The following is a 16,947-nucleotide window of genomic DNA, read 5'->3' on the forward strand; positions in this document are numbered from 1 at the left end:
CCGGCCGACCCAGCCCACTGGCCCTAGCGTTTCCGGTATGCCTGGCCCTACCCCCGCCGGGATCCGCCCTGCGGGGTAGCGGGCGATCGCCTTTCGCTACGCGCAGTGGTTCGGCAACTACTTTCGCGGGACGTGCAACTCCCCGGGCCGGTGGCTCCGTTCTACCTCCGTCACGAGGAGGCAGTCGACTTGAAAGCCGAAGACGAACAAGCGTTCCGCGAGTTCGTGACGTCGCAGATGGCGTCGCTGCGCAAGCTGGCGTACATGACCTGCGGCGACTGGCACGCGGCCGAGGACGCCGTGGCCAACGCCCTGGTCAAGCTCTACCCCCGGTGGCGGAAGCTGGACCGACCGGACCTGTACGTCAAGACGATGGTCTACCGCGCCGCGATCGACGAGACCCGGCGGCCCTGGCGGCGGGAGCGGTCGGCCGGCGACGCCATGCCGGACCTCGCGCTGCGGGACCCGGCCGACGCGACCGACGAGCGGATGCGCCTGCGGGCGGCGCTCGACGCGGTGCCGGCCCGGCAGCGGGCCGCCGTGGTGCTGCGGCACTACCTGGGTCTGAGCCTGGAGGACACGGCGGGCGTCCTCGACTGCACGGTGGGGACGGCCAAGAGTCAGGTCTCCCGTGGTCTGGCGAAGCTGCGCGAGTCACTCGCCGCCGAACGCATCAATCTCACCGGGAAGCCGACAGAGGAGTGGACCAATGCAGTTGCATGAGCTGGTGGACGCCGTGACGGGGGATGAGCCGCCGATGACGCGTACCGCCGACGACATCGTCGCGGCCGGGCGGCGGGCGCAGCGGCGTCGCCGGGCCGGGTTCGCGTCGGCCGGGGTGGCCGGTCTCGTCGTGGTCGCGGTCGCCGGTGCGTTCACCCTGCCGACCCTGGGCGCCGGGCAGCGCACCACGGCCGCGCCGCCCCCGGCGGGTGTGGCGGCCGCCGGCCCCGCCGAGGCCCGCTGGGCCGACGCCCCGCCGTTCACCTTCACCTTCAAGGGGTACGACGCGGGCCCGCTGCACGTGCAGGACCCGATCGTCGCGTCGGTCGGTTACCAGATCGCCTCGGTCTACTCCGACGGCCACATCTCGAACGACAAGCCGGTCACGGCCGACGAGACCGAGGCGCGCGGCGACGAGATCGAGCAGAAGAAGCGGGCCACCGGGGGCAAGCCCAGCCTGTGGGCGTACCTGACCGTCTACCGGCCGGGCGTCTTCGACCCGGCCGGGATCAGGAACGGCCGGAAGGTCACCGTGGCCGGGCACAAGGCCGTGCAGGCGACCCTGCCGGTCGGCCTCGACCCGAGCAAGCCGGTCGACGAGGGCAACAAGTTGCTCGCCTGGGAGTACGCGCCGGACGCCTGGGCGGCGGTGACGTCGATCTCCGGTTCCGTCACCTCGCCCAGCTTCCAGGACCTCGGCGGCCTGGTCGGCGGTCTGAAGCCCAGCCGGCCGAAGCCGGCCACGGTGCCGTTCACCGTCGGCTACGTGCCGGCCGGCTACCGCCCGTTGCAGTCCGGCACGCACGCCATGCCCGGCCTCAGCGGCATCGCCGCGGCCCGCGCCGGTGACTTCGGCGGCGCGACGTACACCCGGCCGGCCGCGCCCACCTCGGGCCTGAGCGCGCCGTACGACGCGACCGAGAACGGCATCAAGGACGGCTTCCACATCTTCGTCACGCCGGGCAGCAGCTCGAACCAGTCGCCGGAGCCGGGCGTGACGAAGTGCTACCCCGGCTCGGACCGGCCGGTCCCGGGCGGCGACGCCGCAGGCGGCGGCTTCTGCAACATCTGGAACGCCGACGGCTCGGTCGTCCTCCAGGTCAGCGGGATGGGCCTGGGCAACAAGCTGCCGGTGGCCGAGCTGAAGAAGATCGCCCAGGGGATCAGGGTCGCCGACGTCAGGAACGAGTCGACCTGGACCCCGGCCGCGCAGGCCCTGCGGCCGTAACGGAACCGTCCACTCCGGCGGGTCGGCACGCGGCAGGGTCGGGGCCGACCGCCCCCGGCGACAGCGGCACTGCGCACGACGGCGGTGCCGCTGTTGCCGGTCCGCCGCCACCCGTACGGTCAGCGGCCCCGCTGTGACCGGAAGGTCGTCCGGATCTCCTCGGTGAGGACGGCCGGCTGTTCCAGCGCGGCGAAGTGACCGCCGTGTCCGAGCTGCGCGTAGTGCACCACCGACGCGTAGCGCCGTTCGATCCAGCGCCGGGACGCCTGCACGGCCTCGCCGGGGAAGATGCTGAATCCGGCGGGCACCGGGTTGGGCTCCCCGGGCCCGGCGGGACCGGCGTCGTCGCGCCGCTGCTCCCAGTAGAGCCGGGCGGCGGACGTGGCGGCGTTGGGCAGCCAGTAGAGCATGATGTCGTCGAGGATCGACGAATTGTCCGCAAGTACCTGGGTCGCCCTTATCCCGGCTTCGGTGGTGCCGGGCAGCAGCGGGTAATGCTCACCGTGAAGGTCGACCGGGTGCACACGCCGTGACCCGCTGACCGCCACCGCCTCCCGTTCCCGCCGCCGGACCACCGCACCGGCGGTACGCTGCCGCCCGACCCGACCGGCCGGTGAAGTCGGTCGATGCCTTAATGGGCGGGCCGTACGTCTTGGCAGCAGCGCACACCTCGGCTACCGTCGTGGGAACGCTCCCATGTAGAAACATCTATGTGATCAGGAGGCAACACGTCGTGGCTACCCTCTCCTCGCTCCGCCGTAGATCGGTGGCGGCCTTCAGTGTGGCGGCCGTCGCGGGCGTCACCGCCGCCGGCGTCTGCCTCGCCGGTGGCACCGCCTCCGCCGGGACGATATCCGGACCGCTCTACCGCGACCCGACCACCGCCGTCGTCCGCTGGGTCGCCGCCAACCCCGGCGACTCCCGGGTCGGCGTCATCCGCGACAAGATCGCCAGCCAGCCACAGGCCCGGTGGTTCGCCAACTTCAACCCGTCGACCGCGCAGTCCGAGGCCGCGTCGTTCGTCGGCGCCGCCAACTCCGCGCGGCAGATCCCGGTGCTCTCCATCTACGAGATCACCAACCGGGACTGCGGTGGGGCCAGCGCCGGTGGGGCACCCGACCTCAACCAGTACCAGACCTGGGTGTCGAACTTCGCCCGTGGGCTGGGCAACCAGACGGTCATCATCATCCTGGAGACCGACTCGCTCGCCCTGCTGACCTGCCTGAACAGCAACGAGATCAACGCCCGTAACCAGGCGATCTCGACGGCCACCCGGACCCTCAAGGCGGCCAACCCCAACGCCAAGGTCTACCTCGACGGCGGCCACTCCACCTGGAACAGCCCCAGCGAGACGGCCAACCGCCTGCGGGCGGCCGGCGTCCAGTACGCCGACGGCTTCTTCACCAACGTGTCGAACTACAACCCCACCTCCAGCGAGGCGAACTTCGGCCGGAACGTCATCAACGCCCTCAACGGCATGGGCCTGTCGGGCAAGCGTCAGGTCATCGACACCAGCCGCAACGGCGGTGCCAGCGGTGACTGGTGCGGCGACGACAACACCGACCGGCGCATCGGGCAGTACCCGACGACCAACACCGGCGACAACAACATCGACGCGTACCTCTGGGTGAAGCCGCCGGGTGAGGCCGACGGCTGCCGCTACACCGCCGGCTCGTTCCAGCCGGATCTGGCCTTCAGCCTGGCCAACGGCGCACCCAACCCGCCCACCACGGCCCCGCCGACCACCCCGCCGCCCACCACGGCCCCGCCGACGACCCCGCCGCCCACCACGGCACCGCCCACCACGCCGCCGCCGGCCGGCAACGGCTGCACCGCGTCGGTGGTGGTCAACCAGTGGAACGGTGGCTTCACGGCGAGCGTGACGGTCACCGCCGGCGCCACCGCCCTCAACGGCTGGAACGTCAGCATCAACCTGCCCGGCGGTGCCAGCGTCACCAGCACCTGGAGCGCACAGTCCAGCGGCACCAGCGGGACCGTCCGGTTCACCAACGTGAGCTATAACGGGCAGGTCGGTGCCGGGCAGTCGACCAACTTCGGCTTCCAGGGCAACGGCACCGGCCCCGGTGCGACCGCCACCTGCGCGGCCAGCTGATCCCACCCGAACGCCGACGGCCCGACGCGGAGAACCCTTCCGCGTCGGGCCGTCGGCGTTCAGCGTCCCCTGCTCCGGCCCGTCCGCGGGCTAAACTGGAGGGTGGACCTCACACACCAGGAAATCTTCCAACGGTACGTCTACGCCGGTGCGGTCACCCGGGACCCGGATGCGATCGCCGCCCTGTTCACCGAGGACGGCGTGTACGAAGCACCGCTGGTTCCCGCCGGCCACCCGCTGCACGGCCGACTGGTCGGCCGGGCGGCGATCCGGGCCGGGACCAGCGCCTACCACCAGCTCCCGACCCACCAGGGCACGGTGAACCTGGGGCGCTCCGCCCACCTCCTGCACGACACCCCGGACCCCGGCGTGTTCATCGCCGAGATCGACGTCGCCTTCGACGGGACGGACGGGCGACAGACGACGATGTCGCTCGTGCAGATCTTCCGACTCCGCGCCGGGCAGATCGCCGTGCTCCGCGACTACTTCACCGAACCACCTTCCGACGCCTCCACCGGTCGGTAGCTCACCCGGGCACCCCGGCCGCCGCTACAGTGCACCGTTGACCAGGACGAGGCGATCAGCCACGCGGCGATGGTGCCACGTCGGCCGAGGTTCGGGGGCGGGGTCGGCCGAGGGTCCCGGTCCCCGCGCTGATCGCCCAGGTCGGCACCCCACCTGCCCCACTGGGCACCGCGACCCGCAACAGGGCCGGTGTGAGCGGCCATAGTGTGGTGTGAGGCATCAGGTTGGGCTGTCGGACGGGGACCTGTGGTCCTCGATCGCCGCCGGTGACGGTTCTGCGTTCGGTCGGCTCTTCGACCGGTACTCCCGCACGGTCTACAACCATGCGTTCCGGCTGACCGGATCGTGGTCGACGGCCGAGGATGTCACCCAGGCGACCTTCCTCGTCGCGTGGCGCCGCCGCCACGACGCCCGGCTCGTGGACGGCTCAGCGCTGCCGTGGCTGCTGGTCGTCGCCACCAACACGGTCCGCTCCGAGTGGCGGTCGGCGCGTAGGTGGCTGGCGCTGATCCGGCGACTACCGGTGGAGCGGTACGTCGATGGTGACCTCGCCGACGAGGTTTCCGCGCGGCTCGACGACGAGCGGCGGATGACCGAGGTCCTCGCGGTGCTCCGCAGGTTGCCGCCGGCAGAGCGGGAGGCGGTGGCGTTGTGCCTCTGGTCCGGCGTGTCGTACCCGGACGCGGCAGCCGTGTTGGGCATCAGCGAGGTGGCGGTGCGGTCGAGGGTGAGCCGCGCGCGCAGCCGCCTGGCCCGTCTGATGCCGGAGGAGATCCAGGAGGGGAAACGGTGAACGACATTCTCGACCTGCCCGCCGAGCGGGGCCTGCCGCCGGAGGCGGCGCTCGCGATGCGGGCCCGGATCCTCGGCTTCGTGAGCCCGCCGCCGGTGCGTACCCCACGACTGCGGGTTGCCGTGGCCGCGGCGCTGCTGCTGGCCGTGGCCTGCGGTGTCGCGGCGGTGGGGTGGGACCGACCGGCCCGATCGCCCGGGCAGGTGTTGGCCATGGGACAGGGTGAGTTGTCGCCCACGCTGCGGGATGCGGCCGAGTGGTGCCTGCAGTGGAACTCCCCACGACGGCAGGCCCCGGGAGAGCAACCGGTACCGGTGTCCCTGGCCGACCTGGCGGTGGCCGTGGAGCGGGGCGACCGCGCACTGGTGTTGTTCATGAACGACGTCGGCTACGCCACCTGTGACGTGGAGTGGGCGGGCACGGCCCGGGTGTCCGGCGGGGGCGCGACCGAACCCTGGCCGCACGGTGAGTGGCTTCCCGGGCCGGTGCAGCGACTGCTGCTGATCTCCACCGAGCCCGACGGCGGGGACGTCAGCGTCGGCGGCCGGGTCAGCCCACGCGTCCACCGGCTCGTGATCGACCACGGCGACGGCCACACCACGGCAGCCCGGCTCTCCGCAGGTGTGTTCGGTCTGCTGACCAGCGACGCTCGCCTCAGGGCCGGCAACGATCCTGAACTGGTCAGTTACGACGCCGGGGGAGCGGAGATCGACAGGCGACCGCTGTTCCAGCCGGAGGACCAGCTGGAACACTGCTACGCGGGTCCGGACGGAAAGCGGATCTACGGCAGACCGACCAGCGGCTGCCGGGCCGCCGAGAAGTGGCGACGGTAGCTCCCGCCGGACGCCCCGTGGACGTCCCGGAGCGTCACCGGCAGCGCAACGGTGGGGTGCCGTCGTCGACGGCACCCCACCGGCCGGTCACTCCTGGCGCAGCGTGGCCAGGGCGCCGCTCCAGGCCACCACCTGGTCCAGCATCCGGTGCAGGACGGGCTCCTGGTGCTCGGCCGGCAGGACCTCGCCGTTCGGGCCGAACTCGGTGAAGTAGTTCAGGGTGATCTGGTCACGGACGCCGGCGACGTGCAGCTCCGCCATCACCAGTCGCAGGTGCTCGACGGCCCGGATCCCGCCGTGGATGCCGTACCCGACGAAACCGGCCGACTTGTCGCGCCACTCCGCGTAGAGGTAGTCGATGGCGTTCTTCAGTACGCCCGGGTAGGAGTGGTTGTACTCCGGGGTGACGAAGACGTACCCGTCGTAGCGCGAGATGGTCTCCGCCCAGCGCCTGGTGTGGTCGCCCACGTAGTTCTCCGGTCCCATCGCCGCCGGGACCGCCTCGTCGAGGTGCGGCAGGTCGTGGTCGGCCAGGTCGACGATCTCGTAGCTGGCGTCTCCGCGCTGCGTGGCCAGCTTGTGGACCCACTGCGCCACCGCCTCGCCCCGCCGTCCCGGTCGGGTGCTGCCGATGATGATGCCGATACGCATTGGTTGACCTCCTGATCGGTTGGACGTGCTCAGCGGTGCCCCGGTCACGTCGCCGCTGTCCGGCGGGCGCCTCGTTGCGCCCGGGTGAGCCAGGTGGCGAGGGCGAGGGCGACGGCGGCCATCCCGGTCAGCCACCAGAAGGTGCCCCGGAACGCCGCGGCGACCTCGACCTCGGACCGGGCGTCGGCCAGTGCGTCGGCGAGTACCACGACGCAGATTGCGCTGCCGACGGCGCCGCCGACCCGGGACAGGATGTTCACCTGCGCACTGGCGTCCGGCATCTGGTGGGACCGGACCCGGGCCAGCGCGGCGGAGACCACCGGGGATCCGGCGAGGGCCAGGCCGACGCCCCGGACCACCTGGAGGGCCTCGACGAGGACGACGTTCGGATCGGACGGCAGGACCGCCATCGGGACGGTGCTGGCGACGGTGACCACGAGACCGACCACGGTGACGATGCCGCCGCCGTACCTGTCGGTCAGTCGTCCGGCGACCGGGAAGGTGACCGTGGCACCGAGGCTGAACGCCATCAGCAGCAGACCGGTGTCGATGATGTCCTTGTCCATTCCGAGTTGGAAGTACAGCGGCATCACGATCAGCCCCCCGAAGAGCGCCGCGCTGGAGAAGAAGACGGTGCTGACGGCGGCGGCGTAGACCGGGTCCCTGGCCAGGCGCAGGTCCATCAGCGGCTCGGCGGCGCGCAGCGACCGGTGGACGAAGAGCACGAGCGCGACCAGCGCGACCACCAGTGGAGCCAGCACGGCTGCCACGAACAGCCCGCGCCCGTCCATCGCTGCGGTGATGGCGTAGGTGAGCAGCGGCAGCCCCAGGGCGACCAGGAACAGGGCCGGCAGGTCCGGCCGGGCGGCCCGACCGCTCGCACCACGCGGAACGACCCGCAGGGCCACCAGCAGCCCGACGATCCCGATCGGCACGTTGACCAGGAACATCCAGCGCCAGGAGAGGTTGTCGATGAGCAGGGCGCCGATGATCGGGCCGAAGGCCGGGGCCAGGATGGCCGGCACGCTGGACACGGCGATCACCCGACCCATCCGTCCGCTCCCCGCGACCTGGCCGAGGATGGCCATTCCGGTGGGGATGAGCAGTCCGCCGGTCAGCCCCTGGAGTACCCGGGCGGCGATGAGCGTGTCCGCGTCGCGGGCGAGGGCGCAGAGCGCGGAGGTGAGGGTGAATCCGGCCAGCGCCCAGAGCCAGAGCCGACCGGTGCCGATCCGCCGGCTGAGCCAGCCGCAGGTGGGCAGGGTCGCGGCGAGGGCGAGCAGGTAGCCGCTGTTGATCCACTGCATCGCGGTCAGTGAGGCGTCCAGTTCCCGGCCGATGATCTCGATGCCCACGTTGACGAGCGAGGTGTCCAGGCCGGTCATCACCGAACCGGACGCCAGGACGACGGCGACCCGCCAGACCGGGGCGGGAACCGCCGTGGTGGGGGTCCGTCCCGTGCTGGTGTCCGTGCCGGCGTTCGCGCTGCCCGCTGTCATCGCCGCCCCATCAGAGATCGTTGGACAACCAACGATAATCGCCAGGTCGTTGGAAGTCCAACGTTTAGTTACACTGGTCGGGTGAGTGAGCACGAACCCGCCCCGCAGCCGGGGGCCCCACCGGCTCGGCTCCGGCGGCTGACCTCCTGGCTGCTCCACCACGGGGCGGCCCGCGCGAACCGGGTCGTCGGGACGCACCTGGACCGCCCCGGCGACCGGATGCGGTACGGCATCCTCGCCGCGCTCGACGAGTTCGGCGGGATCAGCCAGGCGGAGCTGTGTCGGCGGCTGGGCATCGACCGGGGCGACGCGGTCACCACGCTGAGCGGGATGGAGACCGACGGTCTGCTCCGCCGGGAACCCGACCCGGTGGACCGGCGCCGCAACGTCGTGCACATCACCGACGCCGGCATTGCCCGGATGCGGGAGATGGACACGCTGGTCGACGCCGCCCAGAACGACCTGCTCGACCGGTTCACAGTGGCCGAACGCGCCCAGTTCAGCGCCCTGCTGCGCCGCCTGGTCGACATCCCGCCACCCTGAGCTGCCAGGTCGCCGGCACACCGGTCACGCCATCGGTGGGCAGGTTGCCGGCATGGTCGATCCAGCCCGGGGCGTGTCATGCTGCACGGACCCCCGACGGGAGGACGACGATGGCTTCTGGCGATGCCGTACAGGTGCGGCCGGCGCGAGGGCTGCTGCGACCTCTGGTGTCCGGGGTGACGCTGACCGCGGTCCTGGCGTTGCTGTTCGGGCTGCCGTGGTGGACGTTGACGGTGGCGGCGCGCTGGCCGGCGCCGGTGATGGGCGCCGGCACGGCCGTGTTCGTGGTCGCGGTGGTCGCATTCCCCGTTCTGATGTATCTCGGGCACGGCCGCCGGCGGCTGGACTCGGCGGCGCGCATCGCGGACTCACTGCTTGGCCTGGTCTGGATCCTGTTCGTCTGGACGCTGATCGCGAACGTGCTCCGGCTCCCGCTCGCCGTGGCGGGGGTCGCCGATCCGGTCCGGTCCCGGGCCGTGGCGGTCGGTGCGGCGTTCGTCTCGGTCGTCCTGGCCGTCTGGGGGTACGCCGAGGCGATGCGGGTGCCCCGGGTCCGGCGGGTGGACGTCACCATCGACCGGCTGGGTGCCGGGCTCGACGGGGCCCGGGTGGCGCTGCTGACCGACACCCACTATGGCCCGATCGACCGGGCCCGCTGGTCCGCCCGCACGATCGAAGTGGTCAACGGACTGGCCCCCGACATCGTCTGCCACACCGGCGACATCGCCGACGGCACGGTCGACCAGCGTCGCGCGCAGGCAGCGCCGTTGGGCACCGTGCAGGCCCGGCTGGCCCGGGTGTACGTGACGGGCAACCACGAGTACTACGGCCAGGCGCAGGGCTGGGTCGACCACATGCGGACCCTCGGCTGGGAGCCCCTGCACAACAGGCACCTCGTGGTGGAGCGGGGCGGCGCACGGCTCGTGGTGGCCGGGGTCGACGACGTGACCGCCGCCTCGTCCGGCCTCGCCGGTCACCGGGCCGATCACGCCGCGGCGTTGGCCGGCGTCGACCCGCAGCTTCCTGTGCTGCTGCTGGCGCACCAGCCGAAGCAGATCGACGACGCGGTCGCGGCCGGTGTGGATCTGCAGCTGTCCGGGCACACCCACGGCGGTCAGATGTGGCCGTTCCACTACCTGGTCCGGCTCGACCAGCCGGTCGTGCAGGGCCTCAGCCGGCACGGCCGGACCCAGCTCTACACGAGCCGGGGGACCGGTTTCTGGGGCCCGCCGTTCCGGATCTTCGCGCCGAGCGAGATCACCCTGCTCACCCTCAGGGCGGGTTAGGCGAACCGCCGGCGTCCACGTCCCATCGGTGGTCCCACGATCAGGCCAGGGACGTCGATGCGCAGGTCGAGCATGCGCCGCAGCTCCGCCTACGGGACCGCAGGGGCCTGGTGTGACGGCGGCACCGCCGGGCCGGCGGGTGCCGGGGCGGCATGGGTCATCCCTGATGACAAAGTCATCTCAAAGCGTTGACGGTGTCACAGTGGCAGGATCGTCCCGTGGGGAGTATCGATGACGAGCTCGGCCGCTTCGACTGGTCTCGGATCCAGACGTACCAGGGCTACGCCGAGATGGTGCCGCATGCCGTACGCGGGCTCGTAGCGGCTCCAGATACGAAGGAAGCGGTCCGGCTCGGTAGGTGGATCGAGCGCATTCTCCTGTCCGTGGCCGGCCCCTGCGAAGGCTGTACGCCAGTTGCCACCGTCCTGGTCGCGACGCTGCCCGAGATGACGCCGGCCGGGCGCAGCGTAGCCCTTGACCTCCTGTCACTCATCGGAGCTGCCGAAATCACCGGACCAGCACACGAACAGATCGGCGCGGTCGACGTCGCCGAGATCCGGCAGGCGGTAGCGGCCGGCTTCCGGCACTACGTCGCGGTGCTCCAGACGGAATCCGCCTCGGAAACCGACCTCTACTCCTGCATCGATCTCATGGGCATCCTGGCGTTCGACGACCCCAGCCTGACGGCAACCGCCTCCACAGCGCTCAAGGGAATCCGGACCGGTGGCCGCGACCCGAGCTTGGCTGTGGCGATCGAGAACACGCTCGACGATCTGACCAGACCTTCGAGCAATTCCTGAAGCCTGACCGGTTGAGGAGTGACCTGCGGGCGAGGTCAGCCTGCTGTCGGGGCGGGAGCCTGCCACAGGGTACTGACCGGCATGGCGCGGAGTTTGTCGCCGAACGGCAGTGTGGCGGTTCCGGTGTGGAGGACGATGCCGGCGACGAAGTCATTGCCGAGGCGGTCGGCGAGTCGGCGTAGCCCGCGGAAGTCGTCGGGTCCGACGGTGGTGGCTGCTTTGACCTCGATCCCGACCACCTGCCCAGCTCGGTTCTCGAGCACCGCGTCGACTTCGTACCTGCTCTGGTCGCGGTAGTGGGACAGATCGACGGGCTGCTCGGACCAGGTGAGCTGCCGGGACAGCTCGGACAGGACAAATGACTCGAGTAACGGGCCGAACGGTGCGCCCGGCCGGAGCAGTGCCCGGGCGTCGGTCGCGATCTCGTTGGCGGCGATGCCCGAGTCGACGAAGATCAGTTTCGATGCGGCGGTGGCCCGGGTGCCCAGGTTGCGGGACCAGCCCGGGATCCGTTTGATCAGGAAGATCTCTTCCAGGGCCTGGAGGTAGCGGGCGATCGTCGGTCGACTGAGTCCGAGGGCGGATTCGAGGGAGTTGGCGGCGATGACGGTCGCGGACCTGGCCGCAAGCAGGCGTACCAGTTTGCGTAGCTCGCCCTTGTGCTGGATGTCGGACAGCTGCCGGACATCGCGGTCGATGAGCGCCTGGACGTAGGCGTCGAGGAACCGTTGGCGGCGGCGCGGGTCGGTACGGGCGGTGGCCTCGGGTAGGCCGCCACGCACTATCCTGGCCGCGTAGTCGGCACGGGTGACGTCCGACTCGTGTCGCAGGTCCGGACCGAGCGTGAAGACGGCGTCGATGAATCCGTCCGGCTCAGCGTCGAGTTCTCCTTGGGAGAACGGCCAGAGTTCCACGGTCTCCATCCGGCCGGGCAACGCGTCCGGGGCGGCAACCATGCCGAACAACCGTGACGAGCCGGTAAGCAGATACCGGCCCGGACGAGGGTCCTCGTCGACTGCTGCCTTGATGGCCAACAGGAGTTCCGGAGCGCGCTGAATCTCGTCGATGACCAGGAGTTCGGCGGAGTCCACGAAGCCGACCGGGTCGGCTATCGCTGCCGCCCGATCCTGGGCCCGGTCAAGATCGCGGCGCTCGGCTGGACGATCGCTGGCAGCAAGGCGGACCAGGGTGCTCTTGCCTGCTTGTCGTGCTCCGTTGATCAAGACGACGCGGGTGTCCGCCAGAGCGGCATTGACCTGCGCGGCGGCGCGGCGGGGGATCAGCTGCGGTGTGGGCACGGCGTCATCCTAGCGGCCAAACTTTCGATCTGCGGGGGTGTTGGGTTTCGATTTGCGGGACGGTGTGCTTTCGTTATGCGGTCATCTGTTGTTCGATCTGCGGGCCCCGTCAGCGGGGCGGCCGTGGGAAGAGATCCGCGGCTACGTCCCATTACTGCCGGTTGCGACGAGTTCGGGGAAGGCGCCCGCCCGGGGCGAGCTGTCCCGCCGGTCGGCCCACGGCGCCGGGCAGAAAAGGGCCGGTGCCCTGGTCATGGTGCTTCAATGGTGGGCATGCCGCTCGACGAGTTGCGCGTTCTGCTGGGCCGGCATGCCCGGCCCGACCTGGGCACGAGCATCGCCGACGTGCGCATCTTCCGTGCCGACCGGCCCGACCCGCCGACGCCGACCACCTACGGCAGGGTGCTGGCCCTCGTAGCTCAGGGCACGAAGCGGTTCGCGCTCGGCGACCGCGTGTACGAGTACCAGGCCGGCGACTATCTCGTCGCCTCGGTCGACCTGCCGGTGACCGCGCACTTCGCCCGCGCCAGCCCGGAGGAGCCGGCGCTCGGCTTCGGCCTGACCCTCCACCCGGCCGCCGTCGCCGAGGTGCTGCTCCAGGCCGACCCGGCGGACCTGCCGCCGGCACCCGCCGCCGACGTGCCGGCCGGCCTGGCCGTCAGCAGGGCCCCCGTCGAGCTGCTCGACGCCGCAGTCCGCCTGCTGCGCCTGCTCGACCGGCCCCGCGACATCCCCATGATCGCGCCCCTGATCAAGCGGGAGATCATCTGGCGGCTGCTCACCGGCGAGCAGGGCGGCGTCCTGCGCCAGTTCGGCCTGCCCGACAGCAGCCTCAGCCACATCGCCCGGGCCGTCCAGTGGATCCGCGACAACTACGCGCGGCCCTTCCGCGTCGAGGACGTGGCGCAGCAGGCGGGAATGAGCGTCTCCGCGTTCCACCGCAACTTCCAGGCCGTCACCTCGATGAGCCCGATCCAGTACCAGAAGCAGATCCGCCTGCAACGCGCCCGGCTGCTGCTCGCCGCGAGCCCCGGCGACGTCGCCGGGGTCAGCCGCCGCGTCGGCTACGAGAGCCCCGCCCAGTTCAGCCGCGAGTACCGCCGGCAGTTCGGGGACCCGCCCCGCCAGGACGCGGCCCGCCTGCACGCCCGCACCGCCGCACGGGTCACGCCCCGCGACAGTTGACCGGAACTCGCGTTCTCTTGCCCGATCCTGCCCGCCTGCGCCGACGGACGGCCGGGTGGCTGATCACCGCCGGTAGCCTGCCCGAGCAGAGGGCCGAGGTCGGCCGGGGGCCGACGGACAACGACGGGCGCGTGAGGTACGGGTGGCCGGTAGCGAACTGTTCGGACGCCACGACGACCTGGCGCAGCTCGCCGAGTTCCTCGACGGGGTGCGCCAGGGCGGCGGCGCGCGGCTGATCTGCGGCGAGCCGGGGGTCGGCAAGTCCGCCCTGATGACCGCCGCCATGGAGTTCGCCCTCGCGGACGGGATGCGCGTGCTGCGGGCGTCCGGGTCGGAGTTCGAAGCCGACGTCAGCTACTCCGGCCTGCACCAGCTGCTGCTGCCCGCGCACGCGGCTCTCGACCGTCTCCCGCCCGGTTCGCGCGAGGCGCTGTCGGTGGCGCTCGGCTTCGGCGCCGGCACGCCCCCGGAAGTCCTCCTGGTCTGCAACGCCGCCCTGCTGCTCGTCACGGAGCTCACGGTCGACGAGCCGGTCCTGCTGGTGGTCGACGACGTGCACTGGCTCGACCGCGCGAGCGCCGTCGTCCTCGGCTTCATCGCCCGGCGGCTGGCGGGTGTCCGGGCCGGGCTGCTGGCGTCGACCAGGGCGGGATCGGTGAGCTTCCTCGACCTGCGGGGGCTGTCCGAGCACGCCGTCGGGCCGCTCGACGACGAGGCCGCGGGGCGGCTGGTCGACGCCCGCCACCCGCAACTGCCGGCGCGGGTACGCCGACGCCTGCTCGACCTCGCCCAGGGCAACCCCCTCGCGCTGATGGAGCTGCCCGCCACGCTGCTGGGCTCCGTGCGGCGTACGGAGACGCAGTCCGAGGTGGTCCCCCTCAGCGACCGGTTGCAGGCGATCTTCGCGGCCCGGTTGACCGGGCTGCCCGAGGCGACCCGGCGGGTGCTGCTGCTGGCCACCTTCGAGGGCACCGGCGACGTCCGGGTGCTCCGCGCCGCGCTGCCCGACCAGTCCAGCCTGGCCGACCTGGCCCCCGCCGAGCGGGCGCAGCTCGTCCGGGTGGACGACGCCACGGCCCGGATCGCGTTCCGGCATCCACTGATCCGCTCGGCGATCGTGGCCATGTCCACCCACGAGGAGCGCCGCACCGCGCACGTTGCCCTCGCCGGAGCCCTGGTCGACGACGAGGAACGCCGCGCGTGGCACCTCGCGGCGGCCGCTGTCGGCCCCGACGAGGCGGTGGCGGAACTTCTGGAAGAGGCGGCGCACCGGGTGATGCGGCGCGGGGACGGGTTCGCGGCGGTGGCGGCCCTGGTCCGCGCCGCCGAGTTGAGCGCCACGAGCGCCGGCCGGGGGCGGCGGCTCGCCGAGGCCGCGTACATCGGGGCGGAGGCGAGCGGCACCATCGACGACGCGAAGATCCTGCTGACCGACGCGCGTCGGGCGGCTCCCGACTCGGCCGGTTCGCTGCACGCGGCCAACGCGACCGCCTTCCTCATGATCAACGGCGACGGCGACGTGAACACCGCCCACCGGCTGCTGGCGGGTGCCATCGAGACCGGCGACCACGGCTACCGGGCCGACGACCCCGCGCTCGTCGAGGCCATGCACACCCTGCTGCTGCTGTGCTGGTACGGCAGCACGCCGGAGTACTGGGAACCGTTCTTCGCGCTGCTGCGCCGGATCCGGCCCCGGCCGCCGGACGTGCTCGCGCTGGCGAGCGACAGCTTCGCCGACCCGGTGCGCACCGGGAAGGCCGCGCTGGGCCGGATCGACGCGGTGCTCGGCACGCTGACCGAGAACGAGGACCCCACCCGCATCATGCGGATCGGCACGGCCTCGGTGTACCTCGATCGTCTCGGCGACTCGCGGGAGGCGTCCTGGCGGCTGGTCGAGCACGGGCGCAACGGCGGGGCGCCCCGCCGGCACCTCGGAGCCCTGATGCACCTGTGCCTCGACGACTTCCTGACCGGCCGGTGGGACGAGGCCGAGGAACTCGCCGTGGAGGGCCAGCGGACCTGCGACACCAGCGGCTTCTCGTTCTTCGCGTGGTACTTCCGGTACAACTGGGCGATCCTCGCCGCCGGCCGGGGACGGTTCGACGAGGCGTACGCGCTCGCCGACGAGATCACCCACTGGGCGCTGCCCCGTGGCGTCGCCGCCGCCGCGCTGTTCGCGCAGCATCCCCGGGTGCTCGCCGCCATGGGGCAGGGCGACTACGACGCCGCCTTCGGCCACGCCGCCGCGATGAGCCCGCCCGGCGTGCTCGCCTCCCACGTGCCGCACTGCACCTGGGTCATGTTCGACCTGGTCGAGGCGGCCGTACGCACCGGGCGGACAGCCGAGGCCCGGGTCCACGTGCAGGCGATGCGGGACGCGGACGTGGCTGGCTTGTCGCCCCGGATGGCCCTGCTCCAGGCCGGCGCGGAGGCTCTCGTCCTCGACGACGACGAGTCGGTGACCCGCGTGGAGGCCCTGCTGGCCGACGCCGCGACGCGGCGGTGGCTGTACGACGGGTCCCGGGTGCGGTTGGCCCTCGGTGAGCGGCTGCGACGGACCCGGTCGCCGGCGGAGGCCCGGCCGCACCTGCTCGCCGCACGGGACGGATTCGCCGCCCTGGCCGCAGAGCCCTGGCTCGACCGGGTGGAGAGGGAGCTGCGCGCCTGCGGCCACCGTCCGGCCCCCCGGCAGCGGGGTGACCTGACCGCGCTGACGGCGCAGGAACTCCAGATCGCGGAGCTGGCGGCGAGCGGCCTGACCAACAGGCAGATCGCCGAGCGCCTGTACCTGTCCCACCGGACCGTCGGCGCCCACCTGTACCGGATCTTCCCCAAGCTGGGCGTCACGTCCCGGGCGGCGCTCCGGGACGCGCTGTCGCCGCCTGCTGCTGGGCAGACTGCGCGCTGAGCTCGTCGGCCTGCGTCTCCTTCGCTTCGAGCAACCGCTCCAGGAGACGCCGGGTGGTGGGGTCGTCGTCGCCGATCCAACGCACCGCCTCCTGCAACGTCTGGACGAGGACCCGCGCCCCGACGAGGTTCTGCGTCACGATGCCGACGACGTCACCGTCGGGGAACGCCCGGAAGGCGACCCGGGACCGGGCGCCCAGGTGTTGCGGGTCGTAGTCGCCGGCGCACCCGAGCTGCCGGATCCGGGTCGCGACCAGCCGCGCGTCACCACGGTCGCGGTCGGCCCCGGCGAACAGGAGCTCCGCGAGCGGCCGGGCCGACGGAGCGCGGACGGCCAGCGCGTGCTGCTCGTACTGCAACGAGGACACGACCAGGCTCGCCAGCAGCACGTTGAGCAGGCGCGTGGTCGCCGCAAGGTCGGCCCGGTTCGACGGCGTGACCGGCCCGTCGTCGAGGTCGAACAGGGCCCGGTCCCGGACCTCGCGCATCCGCAGCACGGTGGGCGGCGATGCGGGGTGTTCCCGTCCTGATGGCGTCACGCCGTCGATGGTGCGGCGCGGCTC

Annotated in this window: 16 protein-coding genes; 11 read left to right on the top strand and 5 right to left on the bottom strand. The window is 72.0% G+C overall.

The window, feature by feature from the left end:
* The first annotated feature begins 189 nt into the window (after positions 1-189).
* Positions 190-723 (top strand): SigE family RNA polymerase sigma factor, encoded by a 534-nt coding sequence (locus tag JQN83_RS04480; protein WP_208565688.1) that lies wholly within the window; start codon positions 190-192, stop codon positions 721-723.
* Positions 710-1,951 carry a hypothetical protein gene (locus tag JQN83_RS04485; protein ID WP_208565689.1) on the top strand — a complete coding sequence of 414 codons (1,242 nt, stop codon included), beginning with the start codon at positions 710-712 and terminating at the stop codon, positions 1,949-1,951. Before JQN83_RS04480 ends, JQN83_RS04485 begins: the two co-directional genes overlap by 14 nt.
* Before the next feature lie 119 nt (positions 1,952-2,070).
* Here the strand turns inward: JQN83_RS04485 and JQN83_RS04490 are convergent, their stop codons facing one another.
* Positions 2,071-2,526 carry a hypothetical protein gene (locus JQN83_RS04490; protein ID WP_208565690.1) on the bottom strand — a complete coding sequence of 152 codons (456 nt, stop codon included), beginning with the start codon at positions 2,524-2,526 and terminating at the stop codon, positions 2,071-2,073.
* 191 nt (positions 2,527-2,717) lie between these two features.
* Here JQN83_RS04490 and JQN83_RS04495 point away from each other — a divergent pair, with 191 nt between their 5' ends.
* From JQN83_RS04495 to JQN83_RS04510, 4 genes are all read left to right on the top strand, one after another.
* Complete coding sequence (locus JQN83_RS04495; RefSeq protein ID WP_307798999.1) at positions 2,718-4,064, top strand: glycoside hydrolase family 6 protein; 1,347 nt, start codon at positions 2,718-2,720, stop codon at positions 4,062-4,064.
* 102 nt (positions 4,065-4,166) lie between these two features.
* Positions 4,167-4,589: a nuclear transport factor 2 family protein gene (locus JQN83_RS04500; protein ID WP_208565691.1), complete on the top strand. Its 423-nt coding sequence runs from the start codon at positions 4,167-4,169 to the stop codon at positions 4,587-4,589.
* A gap of 211 nt (positions 4,590-4,800) precedes the next feature.
* Positions 4,801-5,382 carry an RNA polymerase sigma factor gene (locus JQN83_RS04505; protein WP_208565692.1) on the top strand — a complete coding sequence of 194 codons (582 nt, stop codon included), beginning with the start codon at positions 4,801-4,803 and terminating at the stop codon, positions 5,380-5,382.
* Positions 5,379-6,215, top strand: a complete 837-nt coding sequence (locus JQN83_RS04510; protein ID WP_208565693.1) for a hypothetical protein — start codon at positions 5,379-5,381, stop codon at positions 6,213-6,215. Before JQN83_RS04505 ends, JQN83_RS04510 begins: the two co-directional genes overlap by 4 nt.
* An 87-nt stretch (positions 6,216-6,302) precedes the next feature.
* Here the strand turns inward: JQN83_RS04510 and JQN83_RS04515 are convergent, their stop codons facing one another.
* Together JQN83_RS04515 and JQN83_RS04520 are read right to left on the bottom strand one after the other, a co-directional pair.
* Positions 6,303-6,866, bottom strand: a complete 564-nt coding sequence (locus tag JQN83_RS04515; RefSeq protein WP_208565694.1) for an NADPH-dependent FMN reductase — start codon at positions 6,864-6,866, stop codon at positions 6,303-6,305.
* A 44-nt stretch (positions 6,867-6,910) separates the two neighbouring features.
* A complete protein-coding gene (locus JQN83_RS04520; protein ID WP_208565695.1) occupies positions 6,911-8,365 on the bottom strand; it encodes a DHA2 family efflux MFS transporter permease subunit in 1,455 nt (484 codons plus the stop codon).
* Positions 8,366-8,446: 81 nt separating this feature from the next.
* On the opposite strand from JQN83_RS04520, the gene JQN83_RS04525 reads away from it, so the two are divergent.
* From JQN83_RS04525 to JQN83_RS04535, 3 genes are all read left to right on the top strand, one after another.
* Positions 8,447-8,908, top strand: a complete 462-nt coding sequence (locus JQN83_RS04525; protein ID WP_208565696.1) for a MarR family winged helix-turn-helix transcriptional regulator — start codon at positions 8,447-8,449, stop codon at positions 8,906-8,908.
* Positions 8,909-9,018: 110 nt separating this feature from the next.
* A complete protein-coding gene (locus tag JQN83_RS04530; RefSeq protein WP_208565697.1) occupies positions 9,019-10,194 on the top strand; it encodes a metallophosphoesterase in 1,176 nt (391 codons plus the stop codon).
* Positions 10,195-10,412: 218 nt separating this feature from the next.
* A complete protein-coding gene (locus JQN83_RS04535) occupies positions 10,413-10,994 on the top strand; it encodes a hypothetical protein (RefSeq protein WP_208565698.1) in 582 nt (193 codons plus the stop codon).
* A 35-nt stretch (positions 10,995-11,029) separates the two neighbouring features.
* Here the strand turns inward: JQN83_RS04535 and JQN83_RS04540 are convergent, their stop codons facing one another.
* Positions 11,030-12,292 carry an ATP-binding protein gene (locus JQN83_RS04540; protein WP_208565699.1) on the bottom strand — a complete coding sequence of 421 codons (1,263 nt, stop codon included), beginning with the start codon at positions 12,290-12,292 and terminating at the stop codon, positions 11,030-11,032.
* A 264-nt stretch (positions 12,293-12,556) separates the two neighbouring features.
* Here JQN83_RS04540 and JQN83_RS04545 point away from each other — a divergent pair, with 264 nt between their 5' ends.
* Both JQN83_RS04545 and JQN83_RS04550 read left to right on the top strand, forming a co-directional pair.
* Entirely contained in the window at positions 12,557-13,477 is a 921-nt protein-coding gene (locus JQN83_RS04545; protein WP_244251585.1) for an AraC family transcriptional regulator, read from the top strand.
* A gap of 142 nt (positions 13,478-13,619) precedes the next feature.
* On the top strand, positions 13,620-16,385 hold the full coding sequence (locus JQN83_RS04550; RefSeq protein WP_208565700.1) for an ATP-binding protein: 2,766 nt from the start codon (positions 13,620-13,622) through the stop codon (positions 16,383-16,385).
* Here the strand turns inward: JQN83_RS04550 and JQN83_RS04555 are convergent.
* Positions 16,321-16,923, bottom strand: a complete 603-nt coding sequence (locus JQN83_RS04555) for a ferritin-like domain-containing protein (RefSeq protein WP_208565701.1) — start codon at positions 16,921-16,923, stop codon at positions 16,321-16,323. The genes JQN83_RS04550 and JQN83_RS04555 overlap by 65 nt on opposite strands.
* Positions 16,924-16,947: the final 24 nt, after the last annotated feature.

Source organism: Micromonospora antibiotica (assembly GCF_017599305.1).
Lineage (GTDB): Bacteria > Actinomycetota > Actinomycetes > Mycobacteriales > Micromonosporaceae > Micromonospora > Micromonospora antibiotica.